The sequence below is a fragment of the Psychrobacter sp. AH5 genome, assembly GCF_040371085.1.
Classification (GTDB): Bacteria; Pseudomonadota; Gammaproteobacteria; order Pseudomonadales; family Moraxellaceae; genus Psychrobacter.
Genome location: NZ_JAMBMT010000001.1, coordinates 1,044,381 through 1,060,026, shown reverse-complemented (window position 1 = coordinate 1,060,026; position 15,646 = coordinate 1,044,381). Strand labels below are relative to the sequence as shown.

Sequence of the window (15,646 nt, the reverse complement as noted above, 5' to 3'; positions counted from 1 at the left end):
CGCTAAAAAATACTACTCATGAGCCTGTAAGAAAGCTTCAACTACTTTAAACTGACCAGCAGTACTTTCCTCACCATACATGGCTTGACGAAAGGCGTTAGAATTTGGAATACCGGTGGTATACCAAGCGATATGTTTTCGCGCGATACGGCAGCCTGAATACTCACCATAAAACTCATATAATTCTTGCAAATGCGCTAATACTATCTCTTTAATCTCACTAACCGTAGGTGCCGCTAATATTTTGCCCGTACACAAATAGTGCTCAATGTCGCGAAATAGCCATGGCTGTCCTTGCGCCGCGCGGCCAATCATTACTGCATCACAGCCGGTCAGCTCATAGACTTGTTTGGCTTTTTGGGCACTATCGATATCGCCGTTAGCAATCACCGGAATACTTATACTGTCTTTGACCTCACGTATCAGCTCGTAGCGAGCGTTGCCGGTATACATATCCTCGCGGGTACGCCCATGAATAGCAATGGCAGCTATACCCGCTTGCTCTGCTCTTTTTGCCACGCGCAAAATGTTTTCGCGCCCGTTTTCAAAGCCTAAGCGCGTCTTCAAAGTCACCGGCGCATCGACCGCCTCTACCGCCGCATCAAGCAGCCGCGCGACCAAATCCTCATCTTGCAGTAGTGCGGAACCCGCCAGCTTACGGCAAACTTTTTTGGCCGGACAGCCCATATTGATATCGATAATCTGCGCGCCATTGTCGATCTGATAACGTGCGGCCTCTGCCAATTTATCAGGTTCAGCGCCCGCTATCTGCGCAGAGATCGGCGCAATCTCACCCTCAAAATTAGCCCGGTACAAGGATTTTTTACGCGCGTACAAGGCAGTATCTGCAATAATCATTTCACTGACGGCGTGCCCTGCCCCAAATGACTTGCATAATTTGCGAAAAGGGTTGTCCGTCACTCCTGCCATGGGTGCTACCATCAGCCGATTTTCGATAGTTAGACCGCCGATAGTTAATGGCTGTAATAGGGGATGGTCATGAGTGGCTGATAAAGACATAGTATAAAACTCTAAAGACATAAAAAACGGCTTGCTTCTTAATGAATATAATTCAATAAAAACAAGCCGTTATTCTAAGGGTTTATCGTTAGATTGCAAGGCATTAACTTTGTCGTTAATAGATAAGTTAAGGCGAGTTAAAGCTACTTATCAAACACACTACCCTGCTCCAAAGTGATATTGTCATCATGTTCCTGCATCCGCCATGGCAAAGAGTTTGGAGACTCATGTAAGAAGTGCAAATACTTCTCAAACTGATCAATGATATCGTTGATTACCGATTCTGATTGATAACCATATAAATCATACGTTTGTGCGCCGCGGCGCAGGTACACTTGCGCCCGATAAAAATGCTCTTGCGATAGATCTCTTTGACTATCTTCTGGATAATAATCAGGCATTTCGTGGTTAGATAAGCGAACTTCGTACCAAAACTCTACATCATCACCGCGCTGCAGCTCGAGCACCGCTCGATTATTATTGTCATCATAGTTGACCTCAGGCACCCAGCCGGTCTCAGCAAATTTCTCTGCCACCTCTGTCATTGAGGACATTACTGTACCTTTGATATAGCTCAGTACTTCCTCGCGGCTTGGCTGCTCGGTAATATAGTCAATCCGGTCGCGCCACGCTTCTAGTTTGAGCAGATGCGGCGGCAAGTGACTGTCATTAGCCAAGCTCTGATTACGATGGCCTTCAATACGAAGCGCCCGCCACATACCAAACATCGCTATCAAAATAATAATAGTAAAGGGTAACGCACTGACGATAGCCGCGGTTTGTAGTGCCTTAAGGCCCCCTGCTAGCAAGAGTACTGAGGCAACAACGCCTAATATCAGCACCCAAAAGGTACGCTGCCACGCAGGTGTATCACTGCGACCGCCTGCTGCTAATGAGTCAATAACCAAAGATCCTGAATCAGAGGAGGTGATAAAAAAGGTAATAATAAGCACCACTGCCAAAGCTGATACTACCTGGGTAAAAGGCAAGTTCTCAAGCAGCTTAAATAAAGCAATGGCTTGGTTATTTTGTACCTCAGTAATCAGTGATTCATAGCCTTGTACCATAATCATATTGAGAGCAGTATCGCCAAATACGGCAAACCAGAAAAAAGTAAAGATAGTAGGTACTAACATGACACCAGCGATAAACTCACGAATCGTGCGACCACGGCTAATCTTGGCGATAAATATGCCGACAAACGGCGACCAAGAAATCGTCCAAGCAAAGATAAACAGTGTCCAACTGGTGATCCAATCGCCTTGCTGATAGGCTTGCAGGCTAAAGGTACGCTCGACAATATTACCTAGATAGCTGCCGGTATTTTCCATAAAGGCATTAAGAATAAACACTGAAGGACCGACGATAAACACAAATAACATCAGCGCCGTGGCCAGTATCATATTTAAGATAGATAAGCGTTTTACCCCTTTATCCATCCCTGCCAGCACCGATATTAGCGCTAATCCGGTGATGATAGTAATAGCAATCACCTGTACGGTAGTATTAACAGGAATGCTCGGAACTAAATAATTCAAACCGGTATTAATCTGCGAGACAGAGATACCCAGACTCGTTGCCAAACCAAACAAAGTACCCAAAATAGCGAATACATCTACTGCATGACCGATAGGGCCATATATTTTTTCACCGATGATAGGATAAAGCGTCGAGCGCATTGACAAAGGCAATCCTTGACGAAAAGCAAAATAAGCTAGCGTTAAAGCTACCACGCCATTGATGGCCCATATATGAAAACCCCAATGAAAATAAGCAATCTGCATCGCCTCTTTGGCAGCAGCTATCGTCTCAGGCTCTGAAAGCGGCGGCATAGCAAAATGCGTAACCGGCTCAGCAACGCCATAAAATAATAAAGCAATGCCATACCCTGCCGAAAACAACATCGAAAACCATTCGATAAAGTTGTATTGTGGGACGCCATGATCCGGCCCAAGCTTGATAGTGCCATAAGGCGAGAAAGCCAAGATCACAATAAACATCAAAAACAGTGCGGTGGCTAGCATATAAAACCAGCCAAAATTGGAGGTGGTAAAGCTTAGCACTTCACTAAACAAGTTACTGGCTAATTCAGGACTAGTAGCGGTACCAATGACCAATAAAAACATCACCACCGCTGTCGGGATGAATACTGGCATCAAAATAGTAGAACGAAATTTCTTATTCTTCATAGTATAGGTCTCTAAAAGTAGACTTATCAAATTCGGCTTGTGCAGCAATTTTTAGTAAAATCTGGCCACCGAAAAACTTACAAAAACATCAAATATTACCAAGATTAAAAACTGTGGGTTCTTTTTATAACACAGTCGCTTGCTAAACTCCAAAATAACGCCAATGGTTAACATTTTATATCACCAGTTCTTGGACAACAAAATCGGAGAATAAAAAAGGCAACTATTAAGTTGCCCTATTTAATTTTGAGTTACTGTTATTTAATGGTTTATTCTCTATAGCATTAAGTAGCGATTGCCGCGGTCAACTGTTTAGCCATATTGGCAAGCTCTGTTTGGTCAGCTTGCGTGACTGCATGACGGCCCAATTCATGAATGCTGCTAGGAATCAGATGCAGATGATAATGAAAGACCGTCTGCCCGGCCTCACTACCATTAAGCTGCATCTGAATGATGCCTTCACGCTCGAATACCTGACGCTGAGCTGCCATGACTTTTTTGGCAGTCATCAATACCGCCGTAGCAAATTCTGGCTCAAGATCAGCAAGATCCACCGCTTGCTGTTTTGGAATGATTAGTACATGGCCTTTAGCTTGCGGCATGATATCCATAAAAGCTAAAGTCTTATCATCCTCATAAACCTTATGATAAGGAATCTCACCCTTTAGCATTTTGGCAAAAATATTATTATCGTCATAGTTAGCTTGCTTCTCTTGACTCATAGTTTCTCTCCTTTATATAAATGGTTTTTAATCTTCAAAATTAAAAGTTAAAAATGATAAGGGTATTGAAAGCTGAAAACTTTAATACCTTAATGGATTTAGCGACAGCAAAGATATCATTATTATAGTGGACGAAATAGGGCTTTAGCACAAGCTCTCAATACTCCAAACTAGGCTTTATTGATAGCTAGCATAAGTAACTAAGCCCGCGAATTTATTGGCGAGTTACGGCTCATAATGTTATATTAGCCCTCTACTCTACTGCTATTAGGTTTATTCATTTGACACTTTTGCCTACTCAATTAGCTAGTGATATCGACTCTAATGTCGAGCATACTAACGACTCTATAGCGACGCCATTATCAGCCGAAACGGTCTATGAAGATATTGCTAGCCTCACTGAGATAAAAAAAAGCATTGATCCAAACGCTATTATCCTAGCAGAAGCTTTGATAGATAAAGCTATTGGCTGGCGTATTCATAACTGTAAAGTCAATGAAAAAACCATCACTCAAGATCTGCCGCTGCCATTTTTATATCATTATGATAGTTTAGAGGACGTTATTAAGCAGGCGAATCCTTTGACTACCAAATTGCTCAGCCAATTTGATACTATGATGACGGCAAGTGAAGCGGCCAAGCTGATAGGTATAGATGCAGCACTAATAGCACAGCCGTGGCATGTCAAGGTAACAGGCTCGCTGGTGGTCTTTAGCGAGGCGCTGCAATTGGCAGTACGCTTGCATTGGAGTAATACCGGCAAAGCCACTCAGCAAATATATACTCAAAACCAAGCCGATGCGCTAGTGGCTGCTTTTAAGGATTGGCATTTTTTTGGCCGGGTTGATGTGCTGTACAAGAATGATAAGCAGACGCTAATCAGTATCGATGAAGAAAATGTCGATGACAATCCCTTTATCAGCTTTGCCGCTAGCAGCGATTATCAATATTTGCCAGCCACTCATGCGTTAACGGTTATGACCAAGCTTGAAGCCAATAAAGCAGAGTTGCCTTGGTTTGAGGCCGCTATTTTAGAGCGGGTTGAGTAGCCGTCTTTTTAGAAGGATGAGCACTATATTTTATTGAACTTTATTGGCGTAAATTTATAATCATTCAATTTGTCACACAATGTATCACCTAATGTATCACACCTATTTGTAAGGAATATCACATGGATTATCGCTCAAAAACCTCTACCGGTGGTCGTAATATGGCAGGCGCGCGAGCGTTATGGCGCGCAACGGGCATGACTGATGGCGATTTTGGTAAGCCTATCATCGCTATAGCCAACTCGTTTACTCAGTTTGTGCCCGGTCACGTCCATCTTAAAGACTTAGGTCAGATGGTAGCGCGCGAGATCGAAAGCGCTGGCGGCGTCGCTAAAGAGTTCAATACTATCGCGGTCGATGACGGTATTGCCATGGGCCATAGCGGTATGCTTTACTCCTTGCCTAGCCGCGACTTAATCGCTGACTCGGTAGAATATATGGTTAATGCGCACTGCGCCGACGCCTTAGTCTGTATCTCTAACTGTGATAAAATCACTCCGGGGATGCTAATGGCGGCCATGCGCCTGAATATACCAGTGGTGTTTATCTCCGGTGGCCCAATGGAAGCGGGTAAGATTCTTGCCAGCACAGTGGGAAAAAGCCACAATACCGATGGTGATGACAGTAGCGCGATTCGTAAGCTTGACCTTGTCGATGCGATGATGGACGCCGCTGATGATAATATCAGTGATGAAGATGTATTGGCTATTGAATCATCCGCTTGTCCGACTTGTGGGTCATGCTCTGGTATGTTCACCGCCAACTCGATGAACTGCTTGACCGAAGCTTTAGGCTTAGCATTACCGGGTAATGGCTCACTTCTTGCGACGCACTCTTTACGCCGCGAGTTATTTTTAGAAGCCGGTCGTACTATTGTCGACTTGGCCAAGCGTCGTTATGAGCAAGACGATGATTCAGTACTACCGCGCTCTATTGCAACCAAAGCTGCCTTTGAGAACGCGATGACCTTAGATATCGCTATGGGCGGCTCGACCAATACTATTTTGCATCTGTTAGCGGCGGCCAATGAAGCAGAAGTTGATTTTAAAATGCATGATATTGACCGTTTAAGCCGCGGTGTGCCTTGTCTAGCTAAAGTCGCTCCCGCCTCACAAAAATACCATATGGAAGATGTGCATCGTGCCGGCGGGGTCTTTGCCTTATTAGCCGAGCTTGATCGCGCCGGATTATTAAATACTGATATCCCAACCATCCACAGCGCGACGATGAAAGAAGCGATTGATAAATGGGATATCATGAATCCTAACAATCTTGAGGCGCGCGCACGCTATATCGCGGCTCCTGGCGGTGTACGTACTACTCAAGCTTTTTCACAGTCTCAAGAGTGGTCAAACCTTGATGTCAACCGCGAGTCAGGCTGTATTCGTAGTACCCAGCACGCTTATTCAGAAGATGGTGGCCTTGCTGTACTGTACGGTAATATCGCCGAGCGTGGCTGTGTGGTCAAGACCGCTGGTGTTGATGAGAGCATTCTAGTATTCACCGGTCGCGCGCGTATCTTTGAGTCGCAAGACGATGCCGTCACTGCGGTACTTGATGACCAAATAGTCGCCGGTGATGTCGTCATTATCCGCTACGAAGGCCCTAAAGGGGGCCCTGGTATGCAAGAGATGCTCTATCCAACGACTTATTTGAAGTCCAAAGGCTTAGGTAAAGAGTGTGCACTACTCACCGATGGCCGCTTCTCTGGCGGTACTTCAGGGTTATCAATCGGTCATGCAAGCCCAGAGGCAGCTGAAGGCGGCGCTATTGGTTTAGTGGTCGAGGGCGATACTATCCATATTGATATCCCTAATCGTACTATCAATGTGCAAGTGAGCGATGCCGATCTAGCCGCTCGCCGCGAAGAGATGGAGAGTCGCGGTAGTAATGCGTGGAAGCCAGTCAACCGTGAGCGTCATGTCTCGCCTGCTCTGCGCGCTTATGCTGCAATGACTACGAGCGCTGATACTGGCGCGGTACGTGACGTCAGCCAAGTCGAGCGTTAAGAGTCATTAAATAAAAATATTTTATTTTTTCAAACAAGTCAGCCTAGCGCTGGCTTTTTTGTTTGAAGATAGAGTTTATATTTTATCTTTAAAAACTCTCAATCAAATTCTCAATCCTAGCTGTAAGCAATTATTAGCCAGTACCAAAAACCAACGTATTATTTAAAGTGATAACGTTTTTTTGCGGAAAAATTTGTTTTTTCCTGTCATTATAAGTAGCGATTTAGCTTACTTATCTAGATAAAGATAAGCTTGTTATTAACGATATTTCTTATTAACGTTATCTTATTGGCGCATGCAGACCTTATGATCGAGAACTATAACTTTGTATTATTAATAGGCGGTGTGGCGTTCTTGTTAGGCGCACTGTTCCCTATTATCTCCAAACGCTTGCCTATCTCTTTGCCTATGCTGCAAGTAAGCTTCGGTATGATAGTGGGTTATTTTTGGCTAACTTTGTCGTTCTTAAATCCACTTGAGAATAGTATCGTCATTGAAAAAGTGACGGAGATTGTGGTATTAGTATCTTTGGTAGGCGCTGGCATCAAGATAGATACTGAGCTGGCTTGGCATTTATGGCGTCCTACTGTGCGCTTGCTATTGATTACTATGCCTATCTGTATCTTCGCTATGGCAGTATTAGGCTACTACACCTTTGGCCTCACTTTAGGCGCGGCTGTATTGTTAGGAGCAGTATTAGCGCCAACCGATCCGGTGCTAGCTGCTAGCATTCAAGTAGGCCCGCCTAATACTGGCGGTGAGGATACTCCGCGCTTTACCTTAACCTCAGAGGCTGGCCTTAATGATGGTCTAGCTTTTCCGTTTGTTTATCTGGCTATCAACATCGCTGAGGCTTACAACGACGGTCAGCGCTTTAGCGCAGAGATGCTATGGTCGTGGTTCACGTATGAGGTATTGTGGAAAATACTAGCAGGCGTAGCAGTTGGTATCGTAGTGGGTAAAGTGTTAGCTAAAGTAGTTTTTTCAAAGAAATCTAACGAGACCAGCATGTCACAAGGCTACGTAGTCATTGCCTTGACTTTGCTCGCTTACGGACTGGCTGAATACGTACATAGCTATGGTTTTATCGCCGTATTTGTCGCCGCTTTTGCTTTTCGGCGCTCAGAGCATAAGCACTCTTACCACCAAAAACTACACGATTTTGCTGAGCAGTCTGAAGGTTTATTGATGTCAGTAGTCTTGGTTGCTTTTGGCATGCTCATCGGTCAAGGGCTACAATCTGGCATTGAGCTGACTTGGCCGGTCTATATCGTCAGCTTCGTATTTTTATTTTTGATACGCCCCATTGGCGGAGTGATAGCACTTACTGGCCTAAATATGCATCATACTGAAAAATATGCCATCTCCGCCTTGGGTATTCGCGGTATTGGTACTTTATATTATTTATCCTATGCGCTCAATAAAGACTTATTTAGCGAAGCTGATGCTACTAAACTATGGGTTGTTTGTTCGATAGTGATTTTGACCTCCATCTTTATCCATGGCTTGAGCGCGCCCTCTTTATTAAAAATGACACCTAACAAACCATACAACTGATTTTTCTCAAACTTAGCTTTGAGCTTTAATAAGATCTAGTACTGCCTCACTTAGAGCAAACTGGCGAATATCATTGAGCATGGTTATATCAAAGTTATGAATAAAGGCAAAAGAGAGCTTACGAGTAGGGTCACACCAAGCGACTGAGCCGTTATAACCCATGTGACCAAACCCCTGCTGGACGCTATGATTAGCGGCGTTATCATCATGCTGACAGACGCTAAATAATCTATGATAACCCAAACGCCATTGCATCTTTGCTGGCATAACCGCGTCATCACCATCAGCTTGCACCGCAGATAACTGTGCAAAAGTTGCTTTATCAATCAGCGTTTGACCTTGCCAGACTCCGCCACTTGCCAGCATGGTATAAATGGTCGCTAGTGCTTTTGCTGACGCTACACCATTAGCAGCTGGAATTATCGCTTGGAGTGTTTGTTCATTATAATAATCAATAGGCTGTTTATTAGCGGGCACTAATGCCGCTCGGTAGTTGCTAGCATGGATAGCACTATGGTTAAAATACAAGCGATTGATTTGGGTAGCGGTCAGACTAGCCTCAGCTGAGACTTGCTGATTAGTGATAGCTAAGCGCTGCCAACACTTATAGCTAGGTAGCTGCTCGTAAACCGCTAGCGTCTGTTTTGACTCAGCTCTTAACACTGGTTTATGACGTTTGTGACGTAAAGGCGAATCATCTTGGGCCATGGGCTCAAAGTCTTTGGCTAGTTTTGCGACTTGCCCCACTTTATCCGCTGGCACGCCAAAATAGCAACTATCACTAATACCCAAAGGCTCAGTTAAGTAAAATCGCAGCGCCTCAGCCAGTGACATCTGCGTCACCCCCTCAACCAAACCGCCCAATATCCAACCATAAACTAACGCACTATAAGCGCTGTCATAGCGCTCATTATCATCAGGTTTAGTAACAGCCATGGCGGCGACTTTGACTAACATCTCAGGCCAATTGAGTAAAGTCTCACTATCGGCATCAATACTGCTAATAGCAAATAAGCTTGCTTGGTGTGACATAACCTGCCGCAGGGTAATCGCACTCTTATTATTAGCCGCAAACTTAGGCCAATAATGAGCTATAGGCGTGTCGTAAGCTAATAGCTGCTTTGAGACAAGCACATGCACTAGGGTTGCCAGCACGCCTTTACCAGTAGAGAAATTAAGCGCCAAGGTATCGGGCTGCCAGGGTGAGTTTAGCTGCGCCATTCCAACATTAGCTTGCGCGATACATTTGCCAGACTGATAAACGACTACTGAGCCTCCTGCGGGCGCGTCATCTAATTGCAATCTAGTCAATAGCTGCTGCAACTGCTGCTCAAGCTCATTATTAATATTATTATTGTCTATCATCGCTATTCCTGCTGGCTGACGGATGGTCGGTTTTAAAACTAAAGAGTATTGGTAAGTGATGAGCTTTGATAGCAAAACAGGCCACCTATGGGTCGCCTGCTGCTGTAAAATATGTTTGTAATTAACGCGGCACTAAGAGCCGATTATGTACCTCTTCTTCAAGCTTGGTCATGCCATGGCTACGGCCACTTTGCATAGCGGTATCCATTTTGCGTCCTCGTAGCCAGCCTGCTCGCAGTGCCATTGCCGCGCCTGCTCTATTACCTGAGCCGCAGTGCATAGCCATTTTTTTGCCGTGATGTTGGCGTAATATCTTATCAAACTCCAAGATATTCAGCTGCTTTAAATCGGCAGCACCATTAATAGGCAGATGCTCATAAGCCATGCCTGCTTGCTTGACCGCGGCCGCTTCATCAAATTCAAGCTCCTCATCGGTCTGCAAATTGATAACTAGCTCGACCCCAGCTTTTGCTAGAGCCGCTACTTTTTCGCTATCAAGCGCTCCGCAAACGATGGTTTGCTCATCAGGGCGAAAGTAAGGATTGAGTGCATCCGCCAGATTAACGTCGTGATCGAGCTTGCTGTTTTGATCGGCTACGTTGCTATCAGTTGGCGCTGCTGCGGCAGGTGGCAAGGTTTGGTTATTTTCAGTCATAGTCGTAAATTGAATGGATAATAGCGGTTTGTGGATAAATGCAATAAGGACAGCCATTAGTTTTATCTTAACAAAAATGATGACTGCCGTCTTAAAGCATGACTTTATTGATAAACAAACAGACAAAACTTAGATTATTAGCCTGTTTATAAAGTATAAATACTAGAGCGCCTTGACGTTCAACACGCCCGGATTTGCTTAGTTAGCTTCTTTTAAAAGTTTGACGACGCCTGCTAAATGCGGCTTGTCATTTTTGGCACTATATAAGCCAAAGTTGCAATGATCGTCGCTACTTTCAAGCTTAGCTACTGGCTCAGCGATTAGCTCAACCTCTGATGGCAAAAAGATAGGTAATTTAAAAGCAACCTCAGCACTAAAAGCGTCTGGCAAATCATTCATCATCGCTAAGCACTTAGCTTTTGACCACATACCATGTGCGATAGCTTTTGGGAAACCAAAGGCTTTTGCCGATAAAGGATGTAGATGGATTAAGTTAAAGTCGCCTGAGATAAAAGCATAACGGCGGCCGATATCCTCTGGCACCTCAAACACTTTATGCGTGCCTGCCTCATCAACCATAGGCTTGATCGTTACTGGACGCGGCGCACTTTTTTTGATGCCACTAGTCTTAGGCTTTTTACCGCGAGCCAAATAAGTAGAAGTGCCTTCCCAAATGATATCGTCTTGTGATTTAACCGTAGTGACAAAGTCAAATTGCTGACCTTGCGCATGATCGCGCAGATTGGCAAAAGTAACTGACATAGTGACCGTCTCGCGCTCACCAATAGGTCGATGCTGAATGACTAAATTGTCAATGTGCACTAGACCCAACATCGGAAACGGGAACGGCTCCTTGACCATCATATTCATCTGCAAGGTTTGCGACAATACCGCAAAGTAAGTAATAGGCACTTTACCATTATCGGCAAAACCGCAAATCTTACGATAATCATTCAAATTGCTTTGATCAATATGTAAGTCATCTACAGAATAAGTCGCTGATGGCAGCGCGTCTTTACTGACTTTAGAATGATCGCCAATGGGCAACAAGCTCTTGATAATATTGGCATAAGTGGTATGCGCCTTAGGCAACGCATCATAACGAGTATCTGACATAAATCAATCCTAGATAGGGCTTAACAAACTTAACTATGGGGTAAATAGCTTTTATTGCTGTGTTTTTATCATAAAAAAGCCACCCTCGGGCAGCTTTCTTAACATTTATTGACCATTTTTTCGTAAGCATATGTGAATTTTTATAAAAATTTATAATAAAATCAAATACTTATATTATTATAAATCAGTGTCACTAGCTAAGCGAAAATTAGCTGGTAATTTTTATCCCAGCACAGGATTAACGCTTTATGCGCCCAGTAAGCTTTGACCACAAACCCGTACGGTGTTGCCGTTTAAGCCGCCGGATGCAGGAGAGGCCAACCAAGCGATAGTTTCAGCGACATCGACAGGTAGACCGCCTTGGCTCATAGAGTTCATACGGCGACCCGCTTCACGAATAGCAAAAGGAATAGCCTCGGTCATTTGCGTTTCGATAAAGCCTGGTGCCACCGCATTGATAGTCATGCCTTTACCCTCAGTCGCTAACTGCTTAGCAGTAGCATCGACTAAGCCGATAACGCCAGCTTTGGAAGTAGCATAGTTAGTCTGGCCCAAGTTACCAGCGATACCTGAGATTGAAGAGACGCAGACAATACGAGCATCGTCTTTTAATACGTTTTTCTCAAGCAAGTATTTATTAAGCTCAGCGACACTATTTAGGTTAATGTCGATGACCATATCCCACTTTTGCTCATCCATATTCGCTAGCGTCTTATCACGCGTCACCCCAGCATTATGGATAATGGCGTCAAGCCCGCCACGCTTTTGCGCCGCCTCAGCGATTTGCTCGCCAGCATCGTCACTAGTGATATCTACTGTCAAGGTTGAGCCACTGATTTCGCTTGCAACTTTCTGTAAGTCAGCTTGTTGCTGCGGCACATCAAGGCACATAACATGAGCGCCTTCGCGTGCCAATACTCGTGCAATAGCTTCACCGATACCGCGGCTAGCTCCAGTAACTAGCATAGTTTTACCCGCTAGCGGCTGTGACCAATCGATATCGATAGTATGACCCTTACCAACACGGATCACTTGTCCTGAGACATAAGCGGAGCGCGCAGAGGTAAAAAAGCGCAGTGAGGAATCTAGGTTTTCCTCAGACCCTTCAGTCACATAAATCAGCTGAGCGGTGATACCACGTTTGAACTCTTTGCCTACTGACTTCACAAAACCTTCTAGCGCGCGCTGAGCCAGCGCTTTTTGTACATCGTCAATGGCTTCAGGCGGGCGACCGATAATGACCACGCGGCCTGATTTCTCAACGCTGCGAGCGACTTGATGAAAAAAGTCATAGAGTTGTTTGAGCTCACTGGCATTACTGATATTACTGGCGTCAAATAATAATACTTTAAATTTGTCTTTACTGCCGGTATTGGCTTTTGCTTCGATACCCGCTTCGGCTAGGGCGTCTTTGGCATCATCACGGCTATTAACAAAAACCTCAGCATGCAATTTAGATAAAATGCGCGCCACCGAGTGACTAACGCTCATATCATCACCATTTGCGCGGCCTACTAACACGCTGCCACGTACCAAACGCTGACCGGCCTCAAAGCGATCCAAACTCACAGGCTGCGGCAAACCTAAATTCTTTGCTACTTTTTTACCAATTGAAGATTGTACAAAATCACCATAACGATCTGACATAAAATACTCCTGTATTTATAAATAATGAAAAGCTAAGTTAAATAGATTCAATCACAACCTTTGCAAAGTTAACAAAAAGTCAAGGGCTTAGATAGACAACAAACGTAGACAGCACAGTTACTCTATAATGATTTAAAAACCTTTGGCCTATGTTAAAATATTTTTACTATAAGTTATGTCTTTGAGCATCAATGATAACAATATATTATTAAATGAGCTAGTAAGTAATATCTCTTATCACTACTGCTGAGTCTACCATTATATCTTGTTACCTAATATCGGCTCTTAGAGTAGTAAAGATTTGCTAAAGCACTACAAGAAGGCCATGAAAATTATTATGATAACCTACTATTATCCTATATATTGACTAACTATCTTACTTTCTTTGTTTATAACTTTTTATTTATCACTTAACTTTTACTTTATTTTCTTTCACCACTATTTTAAGGATACCTTTATTATGAGTAATAAAAAAGACAGCCCTATTGTTGGAACCACAGTCGTTAAAGGCAATGATAGCACGACTACTGACACTCAAGCAGCAGCATCTCAAACTAGCGATAAAGACCATACTGCAAACTATGAGTCAATCGCCGATCTAAAGCAGCATACTGAAATAGTAGATGCTGATGGCCAACCAGTCACTAAATCCTCGACTAATGAGCAAGCAGATAAAAAAGCCAAAATAAAACAAGACATGGCAAATGAAGCTGAAGCGGCTAAACAAGAAGAGCTTGAAGCTACTACTCAATCAAAATCAGTAGAGCCAGAAGCTAGCAAAGAAGCTGACGCTGATAAAGCTAAAGCAGATAACGCTGATAAAAAAGCCTCTGAAAAACCGGCAGATGAAAAAAAACCAGCCAGCTCTAGTAGAACCGCTACCACCAAAAACACTAATGAGAAAAAAGCTATGACTGAGCAAAAAACTGAACAAAAAGAGGCACCAAAAGCAGCCGCTAAAAAAGCGACGACAGCGGCTAGTAAAAAAAGTGCGACTAGCAGCAACAGCTCAGGCTTACAGCGCGTAGCTATCTTAGGCGGCAACCGTATTCCTTTTGCACGCTCAAATGGTGCTTATGCTGATGCTAGCAATATCGATATGTTAACCGCCGCGCTAAACGGACTAGTTGAGCGCTATGACTTACAAGGCGAGCTTATCGGCGAAGTAGTCGCTGGCGCTGTTCTTAAGCTAAGCCGCGACTTAAACTTAACTCGCGAAGCCGCTTTGAATACCGCGCTGAATCCGCATACGCCCACTTATGATATAGCCCAAGCTTGTGGTACGGGCCTGCAAGCGACTTTTGCGTCCGCTAATAAAATCGCGCTAGGTCTTATCGATTCTGCTATTACTGGCGGTGTTGATACTACCTCAGATGCCCCTATCGCCATTGGGGACGGCCTACGTAAAGCGATGATTAAATTAGGCGCAGCCAAAGATAACAAGCAGCGCCTAAAGGCACTAATGAGCATCAATCCAAAGGATCTTATTGACTCGCCACAAAACGGTGAGCCGCGTACAGGGCTATCGATGGGCGATCATCAAGCGATTACTGCTCTTGAGTGGAACATCAGCCGTGAAGATCAAGACCAGCTAGCGTTTAATAGCCATCAAAACTTGGCGCGTGCTTATGACGAAGGTTTCTTTGACGATTTGATCACTCCTTATAAGGGTTTGACTCGCGACAATAACTTACGCCCGGACACCACTTTAGAGAAGCTTGCAAAGCTCAAGCCCGTCTTTGGTAAGAAAAACGCCAATCCTACTATGACAGCCGCCAACTCTACGCCGCTAACCGATGGCGCTTCTTGTGTGCTATTGGCTAACGATGAATGGGCAAAAGAGCATGGCCTTAAGCCTTTGGCTTATATCGTCCATCAAGAAACAGCAGCGGTCGATTTCATCGGTAAATCAGGTGATAAAGAAGGCCTGCTTATGGCTCCCGCTTATGCCGTACCGCGTATGCTTGAGCGCGCAGGTTTGACTTTGCAAGATTTTGACTTTTATGAGATACATGAAGCTTTTGCCTCACAAGTACTATCCACGCTTGCAGCATGGGAAGATGAGACTTTCTGCCAAGAGCGTCTAGGTCTTGATGCACCATTAGGCTCAATCGATCGTAGTAAGCTAAACGTCAATGGCTCATCACTAGCCGCGGGGCATCCTTTCGCTGCTACCGGCGGCCGTATCTTAGCAACGGCTGCTAAATTACTTGATCAAAAAGGCTCAGGCCGCGCGCTTATCTCTATCTGCGCCGCTGGTGGTCAAGGAGTCACTTGTATTTTAGAGAAATAAGAAACGCTACAAACCTACTAGCTA

11 protein-coding genes are annotated in these 15,646 nt (G+C 44.4%); 4 read left to right on the top strand and 7 right to left on the bottom strand.

Annotated features, from left to right (window positions below):
- Window positions 1–12: 12 nt before the first annotated feature.
- The 3 genes from dusB to M0N77_RS04465 form a co-directional block, all read right to left on the bottom strand.
- On the bottom strand, window positions 13–1,020 hold the full coding sequence (dusB, locus tag M0N77_RS04475) for a tRNA dihydrouridine synthase DusB (RefSeq protein ID WP_353103904.1): 1,008 nt from the start codon (window positions 1,018–1,020) through the stop codon (window positions 13–15).
- A 143-nt stretch (window positions 1,021–1,163) separates the two neighbouring features.
- Entirely contained in the window at window positions 1,164–3,209 is a 2,046-nt protein-coding gene (locus M0N77_RS04470) for a BCCT family transporter (RefSeq protein WP_353103902.1), read from the bottom strand.
- Between the two features lie 284 nt (window positions 3,210–3,493).
- Window positions 3,494–3,931 carry an HIT family protein gene (locus tag M0N77_RS04465; protein WP_353103900.1) on the bottom strand — a complete coding sequence of 146 codons (438 nt, stop codon included), beginning with the start codon at window positions 3,929–3,931 and terminating at the stop codon, window positions 3,494–3,496.
- Between the two features lie 281 nt (window positions 3,932–4,212).
- Between M0N77_RS04465 and M0N77_RS04460 the strand changes: the two genes are divergently transcribed.
- From M0N77_RS04460 to M0N77_RS04450, 3 genes are all read left to right on the top strand, one after another.
- Window positions 4,213–4,980 carry a hypothetical protein gene (locus M0N77_RS04460; protein ID WP_353103899.1) on the top strand — a complete coding sequence of 256 codons (768 nt, stop codon included), beginning with the start codon at window positions 4,213–4,215 and terminating at the stop codon, window positions 4,978–4,980.
- 122 nt (window positions 4,981–5,102) lie between these two features.
- Entirely contained in the window at window positions 5,103–6,989 is a 1,887-nt protein-coding gene (ilvD, locus tag M0N77_RS04455; protein WP_353103898.1) for a dihydroxy-acid dehydratase, read from the top strand.
- A gap of 306 nt (window positions 6,990–7,295) precedes the next feature.
- Window positions 7,296–8,546, top strand: coding sequence for a cation:proton antiporter (locus tag M0N77_RS04450; RefSeq protein ID WP_353103896.1), 1,251 nt, complete (start codon window positions 7,296–7,298; stop codon window positions 8,544–8,546).
- A 12-nt stretch (window positions 8,547–8,558) separates the two neighbouring features.
- Here M0N77_RS04450 and M0N77_RS04445 read toward each other — a convergent pair whose 3' ends face one another.
- The 4 genes from M0N77_RS04445 to M0N77_RS04430 form a co-directional block, all read right to left on the bottom strand.
- On the bottom strand, window positions 8,559–9,911 hold the full coding sequence (locus tag M0N77_RS04445) for a serine hydrolase domain-containing protein (protein WP_353105566.1): 1,353 nt from the start codon (window positions 9,909–9,911) through the stop codon (window positions 8,559–8,561).
- A 121-nt stretch (window positions 9,912–10,032) separates the two neighbouring features.
- The gene (locus M0N77_RS04440; protein ID WP_353103894.1) at window positions 10,033–10,623 is read right to left on the bottom strand and encodes a beta-lactamase hydrolase domain-containing protein; all 591 of its coding nucleotides are present in this window, start codon (window positions 10,621–10,623) and stop codon (window positions 10,033–10,035) included.
- 141 nt (window positions 10,624–10,764) lie between these two features.
- Complete coding sequence (locus M0N77_RS04435; RefSeq protein WP_353103892.1) at window positions 10,765–11,682, bottom strand: MaoC/PaaZ C-terminal domain-containing protein; 918 nt, start codon at window positions 11,680–11,682, stop codon at window positions 10,765–10,767.
- Between the two features lie 246 nt (window positions 11,683–11,928).
- Window positions 11,929–13,329 (bottom strand): 3-oxoacyl-ACP reductase, encoded by a 1,401-nt coding sequence (locus tag M0N77_RS04430; protein WP_353103890.1) that lies wholly within the window; start codon window positions 13,327–13,329, stop codon window positions 11,929–11,931.
- A gap of 460 nt (window positions 13,330–13,789) precedes the next feature.
- Here M0N77_RS04430 and M0N77_RS04425 point away from each other — a divergent pair, with 460 nt between their 5' ends.
- Window positions 13,790–15,622, top strand: coding sequence for an acetyl-CoA C-acetyltransferase (locus M0N77_RS04425; RefSeq protein WP_371834187.1), 1,833 nt, complete (start codon window positions 13,790–13,792; stop codon window positions 15,620–15,622).
- The last annotated feature ends 24 nt before the right edge of the window (window positions 15,623–15,646 follow it).

What these genes read in the sequence shown, in the direction of transcription:
- dusB (WP_353103904.1), bottom strand. Translation starts at nt 1,020, where the DNA reads ATGTCTTTATCAGCCACTCATGACCATCCCCTATTACAGCCATTAACT.
- M0N77_RS04425 (WP_371834187.1), top strand. Translation starts at nt 13,790, where the DNA reads ATGAGTAATAAAAAAGACAGCCCTATTGTTGGAACCACAGTCGTTAAA.
- M0N77_RS04465 (WP_353103900.1), bottom strand. Translation starts at nt 3,931, where the DNA reads ATGAGTCAAGAGAAGCAAGCTAACTATGACGATAATAATATTTTTGCC.
- M0N77_RS04440 (WP_353103894.1), bottom strand. Translation starts at nt 10,623, where the DNA reads ATGGCTGTCCTTATTGCATTTATCCACAAACCGCTATTATCCATTCAA.
- M0N77_RS04430 (WP_353103890.1), bottom strand. Translation starts at nt 13,329, where the DNA reads ATGTCAGATCGTTATGGTGATTTTGTACAATCTTCAATTGGTAAAAAA.
- ilvD (WP_353103898.1), top strand. Translation starts at nt 5,103, where the DNA reads ATGGATTATCGCTCAAAAACCTCTACCGGTGGTCGTAATATGGCAGGC.
- M0N77_RS04445 (WP_353105566.1), bottom strand. Translation starts at nt 9,911, where the DNA reads ATGATAGACAATAATAATATTAATAATGAGCTTGAGCAGCAGTTGCAG.
- M0N77_RS04450 (WP_353103896.1), top strand. Translation starts at nt 7,296, where the DNA reads ATGATCGAGAACTATAACTTTGTATTATTAATAGGCGGTGTGGCGTTC.
- M0N77_RS04435 (WP_353103892.1), bottom strand. Translation starts at nt 11,682, where the DNA reads ATGTCAGATACTCGTTATGATGCGTTGCCTAAGGCGCATACCACTTAT.
- M0N77_RS04470 (WP_353103902.1), bottom strand. Translation starts at nt 3,209, where the DNA reads ATGAAGAATAAGAAATTTCGTTCTACTATTTTGATGCCAGTATTCATC.